Source organism: Thermosulfuriphilus ammonigenes (assembly GCF_011207455.1).
Taxonomy (GTDB): Bacteria; Desulfobacterota; Thermodesulfobacteria; order Thermodesulfobacteriales; family ST65; genus Thermosulfuriphilus; species Thermosulfuriphilus ammonigenes.
On the sequence record NZ_CP048877.1, the window covers coordinates 1555781 to 1569666 of the forward strand.

Consider the following 13886-nt stretch of genomic DNA (forward strand, 5'->3'; position numbering starts at 1 on the left):
GAGGCACGAATGATTCTGTCTCTGGTGGCCTCACTGGCGATAGCCATATTTTTTATAATCGTCAGTTTTCCCTTTATCTTAGCTTCTTTAGTCGCTGTCGCCGGGCTAGGGCTTTACTTTTACTGGCGGATAAGACGTCTTATAGATAAAGCCGAGCGCTCCTTTGAGCAGATCCTTCAGGAGGAAGAAGGCGAGATCATTGATGTCGAGTGCAGTCAGGAGCCCCCAGAGCATCTCTCGTTGCCCCGTTAAGAGACTTGATCCTCTCATAAGAAGGCTATCTCTGAAATTAACTCCTCCAAGTCTTGAGGATAATCGCTCCCCAGAGGCTCGATTAAGGGCTGCCGTGGCCCAGCTTTTAGGGGAGGTGCCCGAACTCCCTCTTCCAATTCTCCAGAGTCTGCCACCCGTCTTAAATAGAGATTGGTGTCCGGTGGTGGACTGCCTTTTTGATGGTCGGTGGCATGTAGTAGCCATCCACGGAGAATCTCCTCCCCCTCCTTTGGGTTTAGCTATAGATTTGGGAAGCACCACGGTGGTTTTTTATCTGGTTGATCTTTCTTCGGGAGAAGTTGTCCATCAACGTTCGGCTTTAAATCCACAGGTAAAATATGGTGAGGATATTCTTACTCGACTCCATCTGGCCTCCAAAAAGGAAGGCCTGGAGAGGATTCATCACCTAACCATAGAATTTCTTAACCGAGAGATTCTTTCTCTGGCCGAAGGGGTGGGTTATCGCCCGCAAGACATTTCTATTCTTGCCCTGGCTGGGAATACGACCATGACCCACTTCTTTCTGAACCTTGATCCCTCGATGATCTTTCGGGAGCCATATGTTCCCCTGGCTAACCGGTTTGATTTCTTTCCTGCCAAGGATCTGGCTCTTGAGCTCTCCCCTCTGGCAAAGGTCTATGTTTTTCCCAATGCCGGCAGCTACTTTGGGGGAGATCTTATCGCTGGGATTCTGGCCTCGGGGATGCACCGCCACCCTGGCCTTAACTTTTTGGTGGATGTGGGGACCAACGCCGAGGTGGTCTTGGGTAATCAGGATTTTCTGGTGGCCTGTGCTGGGGCCGCCGGCCCGGCGCTTGAGGGCGGAATTCTTACCTGCGGTATGCGGGCCAGAAAGGGAGCCATCGAGCGGGTTCGGATCGACCCCGAAAGTCTCCAGGTGAACTATAAGGTGATTGGGGATGTTCCTCCGGAGGGGCTTTGTGGTTCGGGAATTATTGATCTTTTAGCCCAGATGTTCCTGGCCGGTCTGGTGGATCAGCGAGGACGCTTGATGATCGAGAAAGATCCTTCCCGGATGGTAGAGATTGATGGCCAACGGGCTTATGTGGTTGTCTTTCCTGAGGAGACATCCCATGGTCAACCTATCTACATTACCGAGGCCGACATTAAGAATCTTATCCGTTCAAAGGGAGCCATGTACACCATTCTTACGGTGGTCTGTCGCAGTGTGGGGGTTTCTTTTGAGGACATTGAAAATTTTTATGTGGCTGGAGCCTTTGGAAATTATATAGACCCTGAGGCGGCAGTAATTATTGGCATGCTACCCGATATTCCCCTCTCGCGTTTTCAACCTTTGGGAAATGCTGCCGGCCAGGGCGCTATTTGCCTTCTGCTTAATCGCCAAGCTTTAGGCGAGATTGATGAAATCCTCAAAAAATTGACCTATCTAGAAATGAATGTTCGCGGAGAATTTATGCAACTTTTAACGGGGGCTCTCTTTATCCCCCACACAGACCCAAATCTTTTCCCCTCGGTAAAGGCCAAGCTGGGCAGCCGGGGTTAGCGACGATTAAGCAGAGAGAGAATTAAAGTTAAGATGATACTTATGATAATCGATGTGGCCAGAGGAAAATAAAAGGTAAAATTATCCTTTTTGATGTATATATCTCCTGGCAATCTTCCGATATAAGGGATTTTAGCCCCGAATATAAGAATCAGGCCTATAACTACCAAAATAACACCAAATAGAAGCAGCAGCTTTCCTAACCCTTCAAGAGGGCTCATGCCTGGCCTCCTTTTTTGAGCTTTTTGTCATAGCGCTCCTGTTCGCTGAAAATACAACCGCAGTAAGACTGAAGGTATATCCCCATTTTCCGGGCCTGCCTCTGCCCCGCTGGCCATCCCTGGCGGAAATCTCGGTAGATGAAAGTTAGCCCATAACGATAGGCTAAGTCCTGGCCGATTCGCTGTATAAGATTATGCCGCTGATAACGGCTGTAAAGAAGGGTGGTACTGAAGGCCGAAAACCTCAGCTCTTTGGCCTTTTGGGCCGTGGCCTCAAGGCGAAGGAGGTAGCAGGCCCAGCAACGTTGCTCCTCCTGGAAGATCACCCGTCGCAGGTATTCCCTCAAACCGTAGTTGGTTTCGGCAATCAGAGAGAGCTTTAGCTCTTCGGCCATCTGGCGCATGGCCTGGAGACGACGGCGGAACTCCCGGAAGGGGTGGATATTTGGGTTATAAAAATAGGCTACCGCTTCAAGGCCTTCTTCTCTCAGGGCCTTTACCGGATAAAAGCTACAGGGACCGCAGCAGCAATGAAGGAGGAGTTTCACAGTTACAAAATAGCTAAATCCTTCTAGGGGGCCAAGTGGATAGGAGGGCCTTGGGTCTTGGGCAGGCAGATTTTTATACAGGCCCCCGGAAGTTCTCCCTGGCAGATATCGATAATTCCTCGATGAATAGTGGTGATGAAGAAGGCCTCGGTGAGTCCCAACCCTAGAGAGGCTGGTTTGGTAGTATAAAAGGGTTCGAAAACTCGGCCCTCTTCCCCTGAGGGAAGCCCGGGTCCGCTGTCCATGATTAAGATGCAGGTAAAACCCCGGTCGTGTTGGACCTTGATGCGGATCTTTCCCCCATTGGGCATAGCCTCAACGGCATTTTCTATTATCCGCCAGAAGAGTCGTTCAAGTAGCCCCTCTTCTCCGTATGTTTTGAGGTCATCTTGAGGCATTAGAAGCTCCAGCTGAAATTCGCCATCAAGAGAGACCTTGTGGATCTGCTCCACTCCCCTTTTGATGAGGGCGGCCAGATCTACCTCTCGAAAACGGATGTCTTCTCCCCGTAGGAGAGAGACCGAACGGGCGCTTTCTTTAAGAAAATCCTCGATTCGTTCTACCTCTCGGCAGATGGTTTCAAAATAGGGCCACAGAGGATCATCTCGACGAATTTTCTGAATAAGCCGGCGGGAAAACCCACCGATAACCATCAGAGGGTTGCGAAGGTTATGGGCCAGACCATCGACAAGGTTAATCAAAGCGGTCAGAATCTCCAGGCGTTCATTGCGAAGCCGGAGATCGGGCAGCTGGCTAACGTCTCTTATCACTAGAAGGGCCTCACCGGGAGCAATAGTCTTAATGAGGACGTGGCCATGGAAGACCTGCCCCCCTCGTCCTAGAAAGCGGATGAGATCCTGGGTGTTGGCTCCGGCTCCGGCCAATCTCACCAGAGAACCGATATCGTCAGGGGAAAGATCGGTGATCTTCTTGCCTTTAAGAGTCTCCGAAGGGATCCCGAATAATTGAGCGGCATAGGGGTTAGCGTAACGAATGACACCTTCTTTTACTCGTAAAACGGCCTCTTCAATGTTCTCCAAGACAAAGGCCAGCTCCTCTTCTATCCGCGATATCCTTTCCTTAAGAGAGTCGGCCTCTCGTCTGGTGGCTTCCTGGAGGGCAAACCGTTTTATTATCTCTGAAAGACTATCCAAATTTATGCCCGGAGGCAGGCAGAGATCGGCTCCGGCCAGGAGGAGGGGTGCCATTTTTTCTGGGGGAATGTCGATCAAGACACTCAGGGGTTCGGCTTCGGTAAGGGCTAACATCCGGACGATTTCTCCGGCCGTCAGCCCGGCGAACTCCTCACCGGCAATAAAGACCAACGGCCATTCTCGAAGGCCATCAAACATGGCCTCTAAATCATTTACTGCGGCTGCCTCAAGGCCACTGTCCACCAGAGAGCTGGCCAGCTTGAGGGAGTGGGCATAGTCCTTTAAGGCTACTAAAATTTGCATTTATTGATCCTGTTCTATTTGGGAAATAATCTTTTGTCCCGCGTCACTTAGCTGGCCGGTATTCAGGGCCTCATCGGTTTCCCTTACCAGGCCGGCAACCCCTTCTTGACTCAGATGGTGATTCTTGATGGCCTCAACCAGTACAGGAGGTAGCTGCCAGAATTCGGCCAAAAGCCCCCCGGCCTCGGCGTGATCCAGGTGAAAAAGCTCCCTTTCCGCCTGTTGAAGGGCTGGTCCCCAGAGCCCCTGCCCCCTTAATCGCTGGTAGCTTTCTTTGAAGGTAATCTTGAGAACCAACTTTCCAATATCATGAAGGAGCCCGGCTGTATAGGCCAGAGAGGGGTCGATCTCACCAGATCTTAATTCACTTAGGGTGGCTACCTTAAGGGCGTGCAGAAATAGGTCTTCTTCGCTAAGAAGGGTCTTTCGAAGGGAAAGTCTTAAGGCCAGATGTCGAATCTCGTTTATCCCCAACAGGGCCACTGCCTGGCGTAGGGAATAAACCTTGCGAGGCAGGCCATAATAGGCGGAATTTACCTGCTTGAGGATCATAGCTGAAAGAGCTTGGTCCCTCTCAATGATCTGACCTATATCCCGGACGGAGCTCTCGGGATTGGCCAGTTTTTGTAAAAGTTCTAGGATACTAGACGGAAGAGGGGGGATCTTCTGGCAAATCTTAATAATCAGTTTGACAGCTTCTGGGGTCCTTTGACCGTTCTGGAGTGCCTGTAAGGAATTTTTTTTGTTGATCATTTTTCTTATTTAAAGGGCTTTGTTTGTATTTTTAATCGACTTTTTATCTCTTTGGCCTTAAGGAGCCTCCCTTTTCACTTTAAGGAAGAGGCCTCTATAAGGTCTCTTGACCTTCCCTCGAAACAATTTTCTTCAAGTTAAAGCTAATGGCAATTAATGATGTTGCTTCTCAGTTTACTTTGCTTTATATTGTTTCTTGTGCAATAGTTTCGCATCAACCTAGCTTTGGGAGGGGGAAGTTATGGTTAGAAAAAGATTACGCTCCGGTTTGGGGCCCTGTGGCCGGGCCCTTGGTCCTTCTTGGGGGTCAGGAAGAAATCGAGAAAGATGGCGTTGCCGAGGAAACCGTGGGGATATCTGCTCGCGGAGGCAGGGTCTTGAGATCCGGGTGGAGAGGCTTCGTCGTAAGCTCCGTACCTTGGAGGAACTTTTAAAGAAGGAGGAAGAGAGTCCTTCCTATTGACGAATGCGGCGGTAGGTTTTATTAATAAGCCCTGGCTTCCCGGGTAGCTCAACCGGCAGAGCGGGTGGCTGTTAACCACTAGGTTGGGGGTTCGAGTCCCTCCCCGGGAGCCATTTCTTTATTTCGAACTAAATCAGACGGGCAAGAGGAAAAGAAATTTTGATTCTCTTTTTCTAAACGCCCACCACCCACCCCCACTTGACCAGAACCTTGTTGAGAGTGGTTTAAGTTATTGATCTTTAAAGAATATTTAAAGTTTACCCTGATTCTCTTTTTGGAATATTTTATTGAGTCAATTCTTTCTCTTATTAAAAGAACCTGCTCGGCTCGGGAGAGGGAGGAGAGGGTACTAAGGAAGGTTTTAAGTTGGAAAATTAAACCTTGAGGATCAATTTTCAATTGCTCCTTTCTTAGTTCGAATCCAGCCCGGTCGCCCGATACTCTATTTTTTATAAGGGAATTTCGAACTAACTCATCTGGATTATGATTTAGTCTAAACACAAGATTTTCAATATAAGGCTCATCTCTAGATACTCTTTCTAAATTCTCTAAAACAAATTGTTCTAATCTATCAGCATTTACCTGTCTTGTAGTACATACCTGCCAGTCTCTTTTTAGAGTAGAGGTGCACCTATAATAAAAATATCTCCTTCTTCCTCTTTTTGCTTTTTTGTTTGTATAGGTAGGTGTCATTTTTGATCCGCATTCGTCACAGGTGACTAAACCAGCAAAAAGATAATTTCTAAAGAGCTTCATTTTTCTAATTTTCTTTTTGTGTAGTTCTTGGGCTTCGTTGAAGAGAAGTTCACTAATTATAGGCTGGTGCAATCCATTATAAATTTTCCCAGCATATTTTAACTTTCCGATATAGACAGGATTAGAAAGGATATTTTTAATACTTGTTTTAGTAAAAACTTTGCCATACCTGTTTAAAATGTTTTTCTCTTTTAGTGTGTTATAAACTTCTGCTACTGAGCCAGTCTCAACATAGGTTTCAAATATCAACTTTACAATCTTAGATTCTTTCTCATCGGGAATAAGTTTTTTATTTAATGCTTTATATCCAAAGGGAGGAATGCCACCATTCCACAATCCTTTTTCTGCCCGTTGAAGCATTTTATCTTTTGTTCTTTCGCTTGCTAACTCTCTTTCAAACTGAGCAAAAGTAAGCATTATATTTCTTAAAAGCCTTCCTGCTGGAGTAGAGGTATCAAATCTTTCTGTGATTGAGATAAAATCAACTTTGTATTTTTCAAAAATCTCCATTAAGTAGTAGAAATCTTTAGGAGAACGGGTAAGTCTATCAATCTTATAAACTAAGACTATGTTAATTTTGCCTTGTTTAATGTCTTCAAGTAATTCTTGTAAGGCTGGTCGATTAAGATTTGCTCCAGAAAAACCGGGATCAGAATAAACCTTAAAAACTTTCCAATTATTCTGGCTTTTAATAAAAGCTTTTATCTTTTCTTCCTGAGCTTCACAGGAGGAAAATTCTTTTTCAGCTTGAGTATCGGTTGATACCCTTGTATAGATTGCACAATTCATAGCTGTAAAGCTTGTTTTAAAGAATTAAAAAGAGAGTCCCATTTGGAAAGATTTTGTTTATTAATTTCAGTCTCTGGAAGGATAGAGATTAACGCTTTAGCTACTTTAATTTTATCTATTTTTCCTGATTGTCCAATTTTTTTCTTTCTAAAGTATTTCTTTAAGCCGCTAAAGTTAGGTCTTTCTAAGTCTGAAGCTTCTATTTTTTCTTTGTTAAGTTTCTCTTTAAATATTTTTTTATACGCTATATTTACAGCCTGAAGATATAATTCGAAATCAATTAGGTCTTCTATTTCGGCATCTTCTCCCGGGTTTTCAGTAATTTTATCAAGGGTCAAGATCAGATTTTCTTCTATTTCAAATTTTTCTATTAATTCTTTTTTGATTTTTCTTCCTTCACTATCATGATCTAATAGCACAACAAAATTTAAGTTTTCTTTACTTAGAAGAGTAGAGAAATAAGGCATTTTTTCAGCACCACCAACAGGGATGATAGAAATTTCTCTATTATCTAACTCTATATGATTTAATCCTTCTTCTTTACATATTTTTGAAAATGCTTCTAATATCAAAAAATCAGAAAATCCTTCTACTAAAATGTTTTTCTTAGTAGTAAATAAAGAATCTCCAATTGTCATTCCTATAGAAGCTCTGATAGGTTCTAGTGCATCATATTTGCTAATATAAAATTTTTCCTCTATTTTGGTTCCTATTCGGTCCTTTTCTTTACTTACAATTCTAACTCTCTGCAAATTTTTTCTATCTATTAAAAAGGGAGAATGGGTAGTGAAAATTATTTGATTGTGTTTAGAAATTTTTTCTAGTGTGTTTAATAAATCTCTCTGTCCTGAAGGATGTAAATATACACCAGGATCGTCAAGGAGAATAACTGTATTCTTGAGCTCACCTTTAGACCCTGCTGTAAAATTGATATAAAAAGAAAGGAACCATTGGAAACCTTGACTTCTTCTAGTTGGTGGATCTAAGGCTCCTACTTCATCCTCAATATAAACTATAATTTCCCCACTATCTAGTCTCAGTTTTATGTTTACTTTTTCTTGTTTCCATGATTCGTTTATATATCCAGTTATAGTAGCAGAAGCTTCGCTTTCTGCAGCTAGCCTCTCATAATGATCTACATCTTTTAATCGTTCCACATCTAACCCTGCAAGTTTTAATAGATTATTAAGGGTTTTGTATTTCTCCCTCTCTTCTAAAAATTCATCTATTCTTACCGTATCAGTAAGTTCTTCCATTGTGTTGAAATAGATAAATTGAGGTGTTATTTTTAAAATTTTGTCGATTATACTATCTTCTCCTGCTAAGATTTTTTTGAATTCTAATTTATATTGGTCAAGTTTTTTTATAAATGATTCAATATCATTTTGAATATAAGTATCTTGGTTTGGGAGACTTCTTAATTGGGTGTAGAAGGAGCTAAATGTTGTATCGATATTTGGGTCTTCTTGTGGACTATAGGACTCAATCTGTGATAATATTTGCTCATACTGTTGTTTGGCAGAGGAGAAAGGAGAATATCTTTGAGCGTGTGAATCAAGTTTTTCTTTAAAGGCAGTAATTTCGTTCTTAAAATCAATTGCAATTTTATTAAAACTCTCTTCTTCTATTTTTTCTAAATCAACATTATCTATTTCCACTTCGTAGGTATTATCAAAAAATTTGGTAATTTTAATAGTGTTTATTTTAGTAAGCTGGGAGTGAATTTCTTTTAATTTTTCCTTATCTTCTTTTTCGATTTCAAACCAAATAGTTATAATAGGAACATCTTCTTTTTCTATCTCCCCTGACTCTAATTTTTTCTTTGTCGCAGAATAAATACACAAGTCGCTATCAGTATATTCATAATCACCATTGAAAGATTCTAATGCTTTAAGAATATTAGTCTTGCCAGACTCATTTTTGCCTATTAAGACCGTAATTTCAGGCTCTAAATTAACCTCGCCCGAATTTTTAATTGATCTGAAGTCTTGTATGATAAATTTTTTTATTCTCATTTTTTCTCCTTGGGTAAATTATAAGATCTTTGAGTAAGCCACCTATCGATATCCTCTTTCCTAAATCTCCATTTCTTACCAGCCTTTAAAGCGGGTATTTTCCCTTTTTGTGCCATCTTATAGATAGTATGGACACTAAGCCTTAAATATTCAGCTACTTCTTCTAAAGTCATTAGCTTTTCTGGTATCTTTTCGTCTTTCATAGTATTTAATAGTATAGCTAAGTATTTCTTAAAAGTCAAATAAAGAACACCCTCTCCTCCCTCTCCCGAGCCGAGCAGGTTCTTTTAATAAGAGAAAGAATTGACTCAATAAAATATTCCAAAAAGAGAATCAGGGTAAACTTTAAATATTCTTTAAAGATCAATAACTTAAACCACTCTCAACAAGGTTCTGGTCAAGTGGGGGTGGGTGGTGGGCGTTTAGAAAAAGAGAATCAAAATTTCTTTTCCTCTTGCCCGTCTGATTTAGTTCGAAATAAAGAAATGGCTCCCCATCCTTCCATTCTTCTAATCATTCCTTTTGACTTCCCCAATGAGATTCACGGATGTAAAAGAAAGAATCTTTAAGTAAAGTTTTACCCCACCACCCCGCGCTCTCGGTGCTCGGGCTTCAGTACTTTCGGGCTTCCGTAGTCTGTGTTCTGAGTCTGCTTCCACCTTTGGGATACCTGTTTTTGGGAGTTTCTTTTATGTGGGGCTTTAGCCGGAAATAGAAGCAAAAAGAACAAAAATCTCTAAAGAAAAAGGTATTATCGGAATTCTTTCTTGAACATAAATCCCGTATAGCTTGACTTTTGCTTAATTTTTCCATATAATTATGGACGCTGTTGAACTTTAGTGTATTTAAATAGACTTAGCATTACAAAACTTGGAGGCTTAAAGGAAATGACCAATAAAGAAGAAAAATTGATGACCGTAAAAGAGGTGGCAGAATATTTAAGGCTTGATGAACATACAGTTTACAGAATGGCAAGAAAAGGAGAAATCCCAGCCTTTAAAATCGCTGGTCAGTGGAAATATATTTTTAATTGTTATCAAAAAATTGCTTAATAATCTTTATATCTTCTTCTTCCAATCCATATAGGTGATAAACAATTCGATCAATAAGTTTGTCCGTTTCGGCTATGCGATTTTCACAATTTCTTAGAATATTTAAAGCGATTTCTTTTTTGAGATCTTCTGAGGCAGAATCTTCCCAATGAGGATGTTTTTCTAATAACTTTATTAGCTGTATCATCTTATCAGAGCCATGTTCAAGTTTTCCATCTATGAAAAGTTGAAGCAGATATTTATTCTGATTGAATTCTATCATCTTCTCAGCTAAATAAGCAAGAAAATCGTGGAGAACAGCAGAGTTCGAGGGGAGGGATTGTATCTTTTCGTGTAACTCTACAAATTCATCGTTTTCGTATTTGTGTTTAAGTATGCTTAATTTTTTATCATCACGGGTAGTAAAATCTATTTTGGGAAGAGGCAATGAATCTACTTCATAACTGTTCACATGATTAGTGGTGCTGGTAAGCCTAAATAGCCATTCCAGTAAATTAGAGTTTAATATAGCAAGGATAAAATTCAAAGAAAACTTTTGGGGATTAACAATATAGTTTATCGTATCAGCACAAAAACTTCCTTTTGGTATTAAAGTAGCAATTATTCGTCTCCAATTGTCAAGTGCTGCTCCTCTTTGATAACCTATTCTTTCGTAACGATAGTCAAATCCTTTAGAATCATTTCCTCTAAATGACGACAGAAAATCTTTCCACCGTATATAATAGTAGCCACCTTGTTTGGGTGCATGTATCAGATATCTATCAATATATGCTCCCCTTAAAACTTCCTTATATTCATTTCCAATTTTTTTCTGCGGTTTCTGGAAATGTTTAATGAACCTCCGATGGGTAGAAACATTTACTTCTCCTTGCTTTGAAATGGCAAAGTTTTCAAGAGCAATTCCGGACGATCGGACTTTAATAGCAATTTCTATTTCTTTATTGGTAGTCAATGGTTTTGTTGGAAATCTTAGTAATTGTGGATCAAAAACTTTTATTTCTTCAGCTGACATAAAAATAATTGGTGTTGAGGTTTCAATATACTTATAGGGATGGATTCTAATTTTAAACTTCGCTTTAGGATTTGCGATATGGGCTTTATTCCCTACATACACACATACCGGAAGCTTTGCTTCTTTAAAAACTCTAAGATCTGGATTATCTTTATGAGGGAATGCCTCTATACTTACAAAGTTAAATCTTTTTAACATAAACTTTCTCAATTTTTGACTGTGTTTATCGCCTAATATTCCTAATGGAACAATGAAACTATGGAATCCCCCTTCCCTTGTAAGAAACTTTAAGCTTAAAGATATAAACAGTCTAAAATAATTTATTTTTTGCCCAATAGATGGATGAAACAGCTTATTGTTTTCGTAAAATGTTTTTTCTGCTTCTACATCTTCTTTGCTACGATTCTGTTCTTTTGCGGAAATAATATCATACGGAGGATTTCCAATCACAACATCAAAACCGCCGTTTGCTTTTTTCCTCCCCTTTTCATACCACACTTCTGGAAATTCCAGTTTCCAGTGAAAGAATCGTTTATTTTGGGCAAGATTAAGAGCTGTATCTATTAAATTTTGTTCCTCTTGTGTTAGATCTACTTTTCCAGAAATAACATCTAAAGGATCTCCTTTCGTCCCATCAAGCAAACTCAAGGGCGATTTATACTTTTTAAGATCAGATTTTTTCTTTGGTCTTAAGAAAAACTCAGCGGTATAAACATTTAAAAGCTTTTTATATGGTTCAAGTTGCTTAACAATATTATCGTAGATTTTCGCGCTTTCTTCTACTTCTGATATGTCAGCATCGGTGATCTCCTGAAGCTTTTCAATCATTGCAACGGCATTCATAAGCCCTGCGTATTTTGAGCCAAAGAGTGGGCTTTTCTCAAATATTTTGTCAAAGTCTTCTGGATTTGCACCGATAAGAGAATTACCACATTTCAAATGGTGGTCTAAAAACGAAAGGGGAGCACCTATAGTGAAGGTATGAAGCCATAAAGAGACTTTCGCAAGTTCAACTGCAAGTGGATTTACATCAACCCCATAAATACATCGTTTTAAAATAATTCTTTTGATTAAATTCTTATCTTCGAGTTGCGTTTCATCAATTATGTAACCCTCTTTTTTTGCTTTCTCTAAAATACGTATTCTTATATTTTCCAACTTTTCTATCAGAGGACTGCGATAAATTTCTTTTCCAAAGTAACTTTTATTAGAAGTTTCTGCCAGTATTTCAAGTATTCTGTCCGAAAGATAGTCAACAGCACCGACAAGGAAATGCCCGCTTCCCATAGCTGGGTCAAGAATTTTGAGTTTTAATACTGATTCAGCCGGGTCTTTTAATGTTAAAAGTGCATTCCTATAAGCATTGAGGTTCTTTTCGCTTATGATTCTTCCCCTATCGTCATAAGTCTTGGGGTCAAAAGGAATGTTGAATTCTATTATTAATTTTTGCAATTCACTTTTGTTTTTAGTTTTTAATAGATCTTTCCACTCCTCAAATTCTCTCAATTTTTCTTGTATAAGAGGCTCGATAGAGTTTTTGACAATATATTGAACTATATAATCTGGTGTGTAGTAAGAACCCGTAGCTTTTCGCTCAGACTTATCGTTCGTTAAATATAATTCCCCTTTCTTTATTTTTGCTTCTTTTTCATTTTTAACTGGATGATAAATTTCTTTTCCTTTTTCTTTTTTCACGCCAAGGTGAGTTTCAGCGATTTTTAACTTAAACTCTAATAGCCCTTCATAAATACTCCCTAATTGTCTAACCGAAAGGTCTCTATAATTTATTCTTTTTGGCGGAGTTACTGTGTAGTCTCTGCTTAATTTATCGATAGCCGGTACCAGAAACTTATCTGGGACCGAGTAATTTTCTAAAAATGGATGTTTTTGAGGGTCAAAGAGTCCTCCGTTATAAGGTGGAATTCCTAAACTTTTATCTCCATTATTTATGATTCTGAAAAGGTTTTTTATTCTATCCCAATAGAAAGATGCTATTTCACTTAGACTTTCTTTCTTGTCAATCTTTTCAGCTATTTCGTCTCGAATTTTGCTGAGCGAATAATTTCTGTAACTATTGTTTCTTATAGGAAGAAGATCTCTATCTTCAGCATAAAAAATAAAAAGTAATCTGTATAGCAGAACCAATGTGTTATCATAGATTTCCTGTAAAAGAGAATCATCGTTTCTACCCTTTGCTTTAGCAACCTTCAAAAAACCTTTAGCTATATCAGGGAAGATTTCATAAAATATTTTTTCTTTAAGATCTTCTGATACCCTTTCTTCCCAACGTTTCCCCTCTTCGAGAGCTATTTCTAGAAAAGTTCTGTGAGGTCTCCAATTGGTGGGAATGAAAGCCTCTTTTCTAAAAAGAAGATAAAAAAGCTTGAATTTTTCTCTTTTGTCTTGGACGCTCTCAAATAGAGAAGCTTCCTCCAAAATTTCGCTTAGGTTAAATTCAATATATCCTTCTGCTCTGGAAGGGGCTCGATGATAATATAATCTCCAAATTTCTCCGTTTGTCAGAATCCCCCACACTATATGCCCGTTAGATGCTGGGTCAACCGCTGAAAGGTATCTTAAAATTTGGTTAGATGGAATATAAGGATCGATAGGATCGGTTCTGTCTCCTCTATCTAGATGTCTTTTCCATCTTTTTCCCTCTAAAATGCAGATTCCCTTATTCCAAGGCTTACGATTGCTTGGTTCTCTATCAAAGTCTTCTTTAGATTTTTCATCAGGAAATAGAACAAAATCTGGAACATCTTGCCTGCCCTTTCTGGAGGGAGATTTTTGCCTCGACCACTGAAAACCAAGAAGTTCTATGATAGGGCGAATTAAACCATCTTCGGTATCTGCTTCATCTGGTTTTTTTCTTTTGCTAAAATGTTTAAAAATTTGCTTTGCCTTTGAATAAAAGTTTTCCAGCTCCTGTTCAGAACATTTTTTCCAGTCTTCGGTGAACTTTATTCCTTCTACTAAAAAATAATTACTAAAAAGGCTCCCTTTCATCGTTTTGACCCTT

The 13886-nt window shown here is 39.9% G+C and carries 12 protein-coding genes and 1 tRNA gene; 5 read left to right on the forward strand and 8 right to left on the reverse strand.

All coding sequences use genetic code 11. The annotated features are described in order from the left end of the window. Positions 1–9: 9 nt before the first annotated feature. Positions 10–252, forward strand: a complete 243-nt coding sequence (locus G4V39_RS07550) for a hypothetical protein (protein ID WP_166032347.1) — start codon at positions 10–12, stop codon at positions 250–252. Continuing rightward, complete coding sequence (locus G4V39_RS07555; RefSeq protein WP_166032348.1) at positions 203–1798, forward strand: ASKHA domain-containing protein; 1596 nt, start codon at positions 203–205, stop codon at positions 1796–1798. The genes G4V39_RS07550 and G4V39_RS07555 overlap by 50 nt, the downstream gene beginning before the upstream one ends. Here the strand turns inward: G4V39_RS07555 and G4V39_RS07560 are convergent. From G4V39_RS07560 to G4V39_RS07575, 4 genes are read right to left on the reverse strand one after another with little or no spacing between them, the layout of a single operon-like run. Beyond that, positions 1795–2019 (reverse strand): DUF2905 domain-containing protein, encoded by a 225-nt coding sequence (locus G4V39_RS07560; RefSeq protein ID WP_166032349.1) that lies wholly within the window; start codon positions 2017–2019, stop codon positions 1795–1797. The genes G4V39_RS07555 and G4V39_RS07560 overlap by 4 nt on opposite strands. After that, on the reverse strand, positions 2016–2567 hold the full coding sequence (locus tag G4V39_RS07565) for an epoxyqueuosine reductase QueH (RefSeq protein ID WP_166032350.1): 552 nt from the start codon (positions 2565–2567) through the stop codon (positions 2016–2018). Before G4V39_RS07565 ends, G4V39_RS07560 begins: the two co-directional genes overlap by 4 nt. Positions 2568–2590: 23 nt before the next feature. Beyond that, the gene (locus tag G4V39_RS07570; protein WP_166032351.1) at positions 2591–4024 is read right to left on the reverse strand and encodes a sensor histidine kinase; all 1434 of its coding nucleotides are present in this window, start codon (positions 4022–4024) and stop codon (positions 2591–2593) included. Next, positions 4025–4777, reverse strand: coding sequence for an HDOD domain-containing protein (locus G4V39_RS07575; protein ID WP_166032352.1), 753 nt, complete (start codon positions 4775–4777; stop codon positions 4025–4027). It abuts the gene before it with no gap. A gap of 241 nt (positions 4778–5018) precedes the next feature. Here G4V39_RS07575 and G4V39_RS07580 point away from each other — a divergent pair, with 241 nt between their 5' ends. Both G4V39_RS07580 and G4V39_RS07585 read left to right on the forward strand, forming a co-directional pair. After that, entirely contained in the window at positions 5019–5240 is a 222-nt protein-coding gene (locus G4V39_RS07580) for a hypothetical protein (RefSeq protein ID WP_166032353.1), read from the forward strand. Between the two features lie 37 nt (positions 5241–5277). After that, a tRNA-Asn gene (locus G4V39_RS07585) sits at positions 5278–5353 on the forward strand. Here the strand turns inward: G4V39_RS07585 and G4V39_RS07590 are convergent. Genes G4V39_RS07590 through G4V39_RS07600 form a run of 3 tightly spaced genes read right to left on the reverse strand, consistent with a single transcriptional unit; the run spans position 5319 to position 9003 of the window. After that, positions 5319–6785, reverse strand: a complete 1467-nt coding sequence (locus tag G4V39_RS07590; RefSeq protein ID WP_166032354.1) for a recombinase family protein — start codon at positions 6783–6785, stop codon at positions 5319–5321. The two genes, G4V39_RS07585 and G4V39_RS07590, sit on opposite strands and share 35 nt — an antisense overlap. After that, complete coding sequence (locus G4V39_RS07595; protein ID WP_166032355.1) at positions 6782–8800, reverse strand: ATP-dependent nuclease; 2019 nt, start codon at positions 8798–8800, stop codon at positions 6782–6784. Before G4V39_RS07595 ends, G4V39_RS07590 begins: the two co-directional genes overlap by 4 nt. After that, complete coding sequence (locus tag G4V39_RS07600) at positions 8797–9003, reverse strand: helix-turn-helix domain-containing protein (protein ID WP_210412054.1); 207 nt, start codon at positions 9001–9003, stop codon at positions 8797–8799. The genes G4V39_RS07595 and G4V39_RS07600 overlap by 4 nt, the downstream gene beginning before the upstream one ends. Positions 9004–9687: 684 nt before the next feature. Here G4V39_RS07600 and G4V39_RS07605 point away from each other — a divergent pair. Beyond that, entirely contained in the window at positions 9688–9852 is a 165-nt protein-coding gene (locus G4V39_RS07605) for a helix-turn-helix domain-containing protein (protein ID WP_166032356.1), read from the forward strand. Here the strand turns inward: G4V39_RS07605 and G4V39_RS07610 are convergent. Then, positions 9827–13873, reverse strand: coding sequence for an Eco57I restriction-modification methylase domain-containing protein (locus tag G4V39_RS07610; protein WP_166032357.1), 4047 nt, complete (start codon positions 13871–13873; stop codon positions 9827–9829). The two genes, G4V39_RS07605 and G4V39_RS07610, sit on opposite strands and share 26 nt — an antisense overlap. Between the last annotated feature and the right edge of the window lie 13 nt (positions 13874–13886).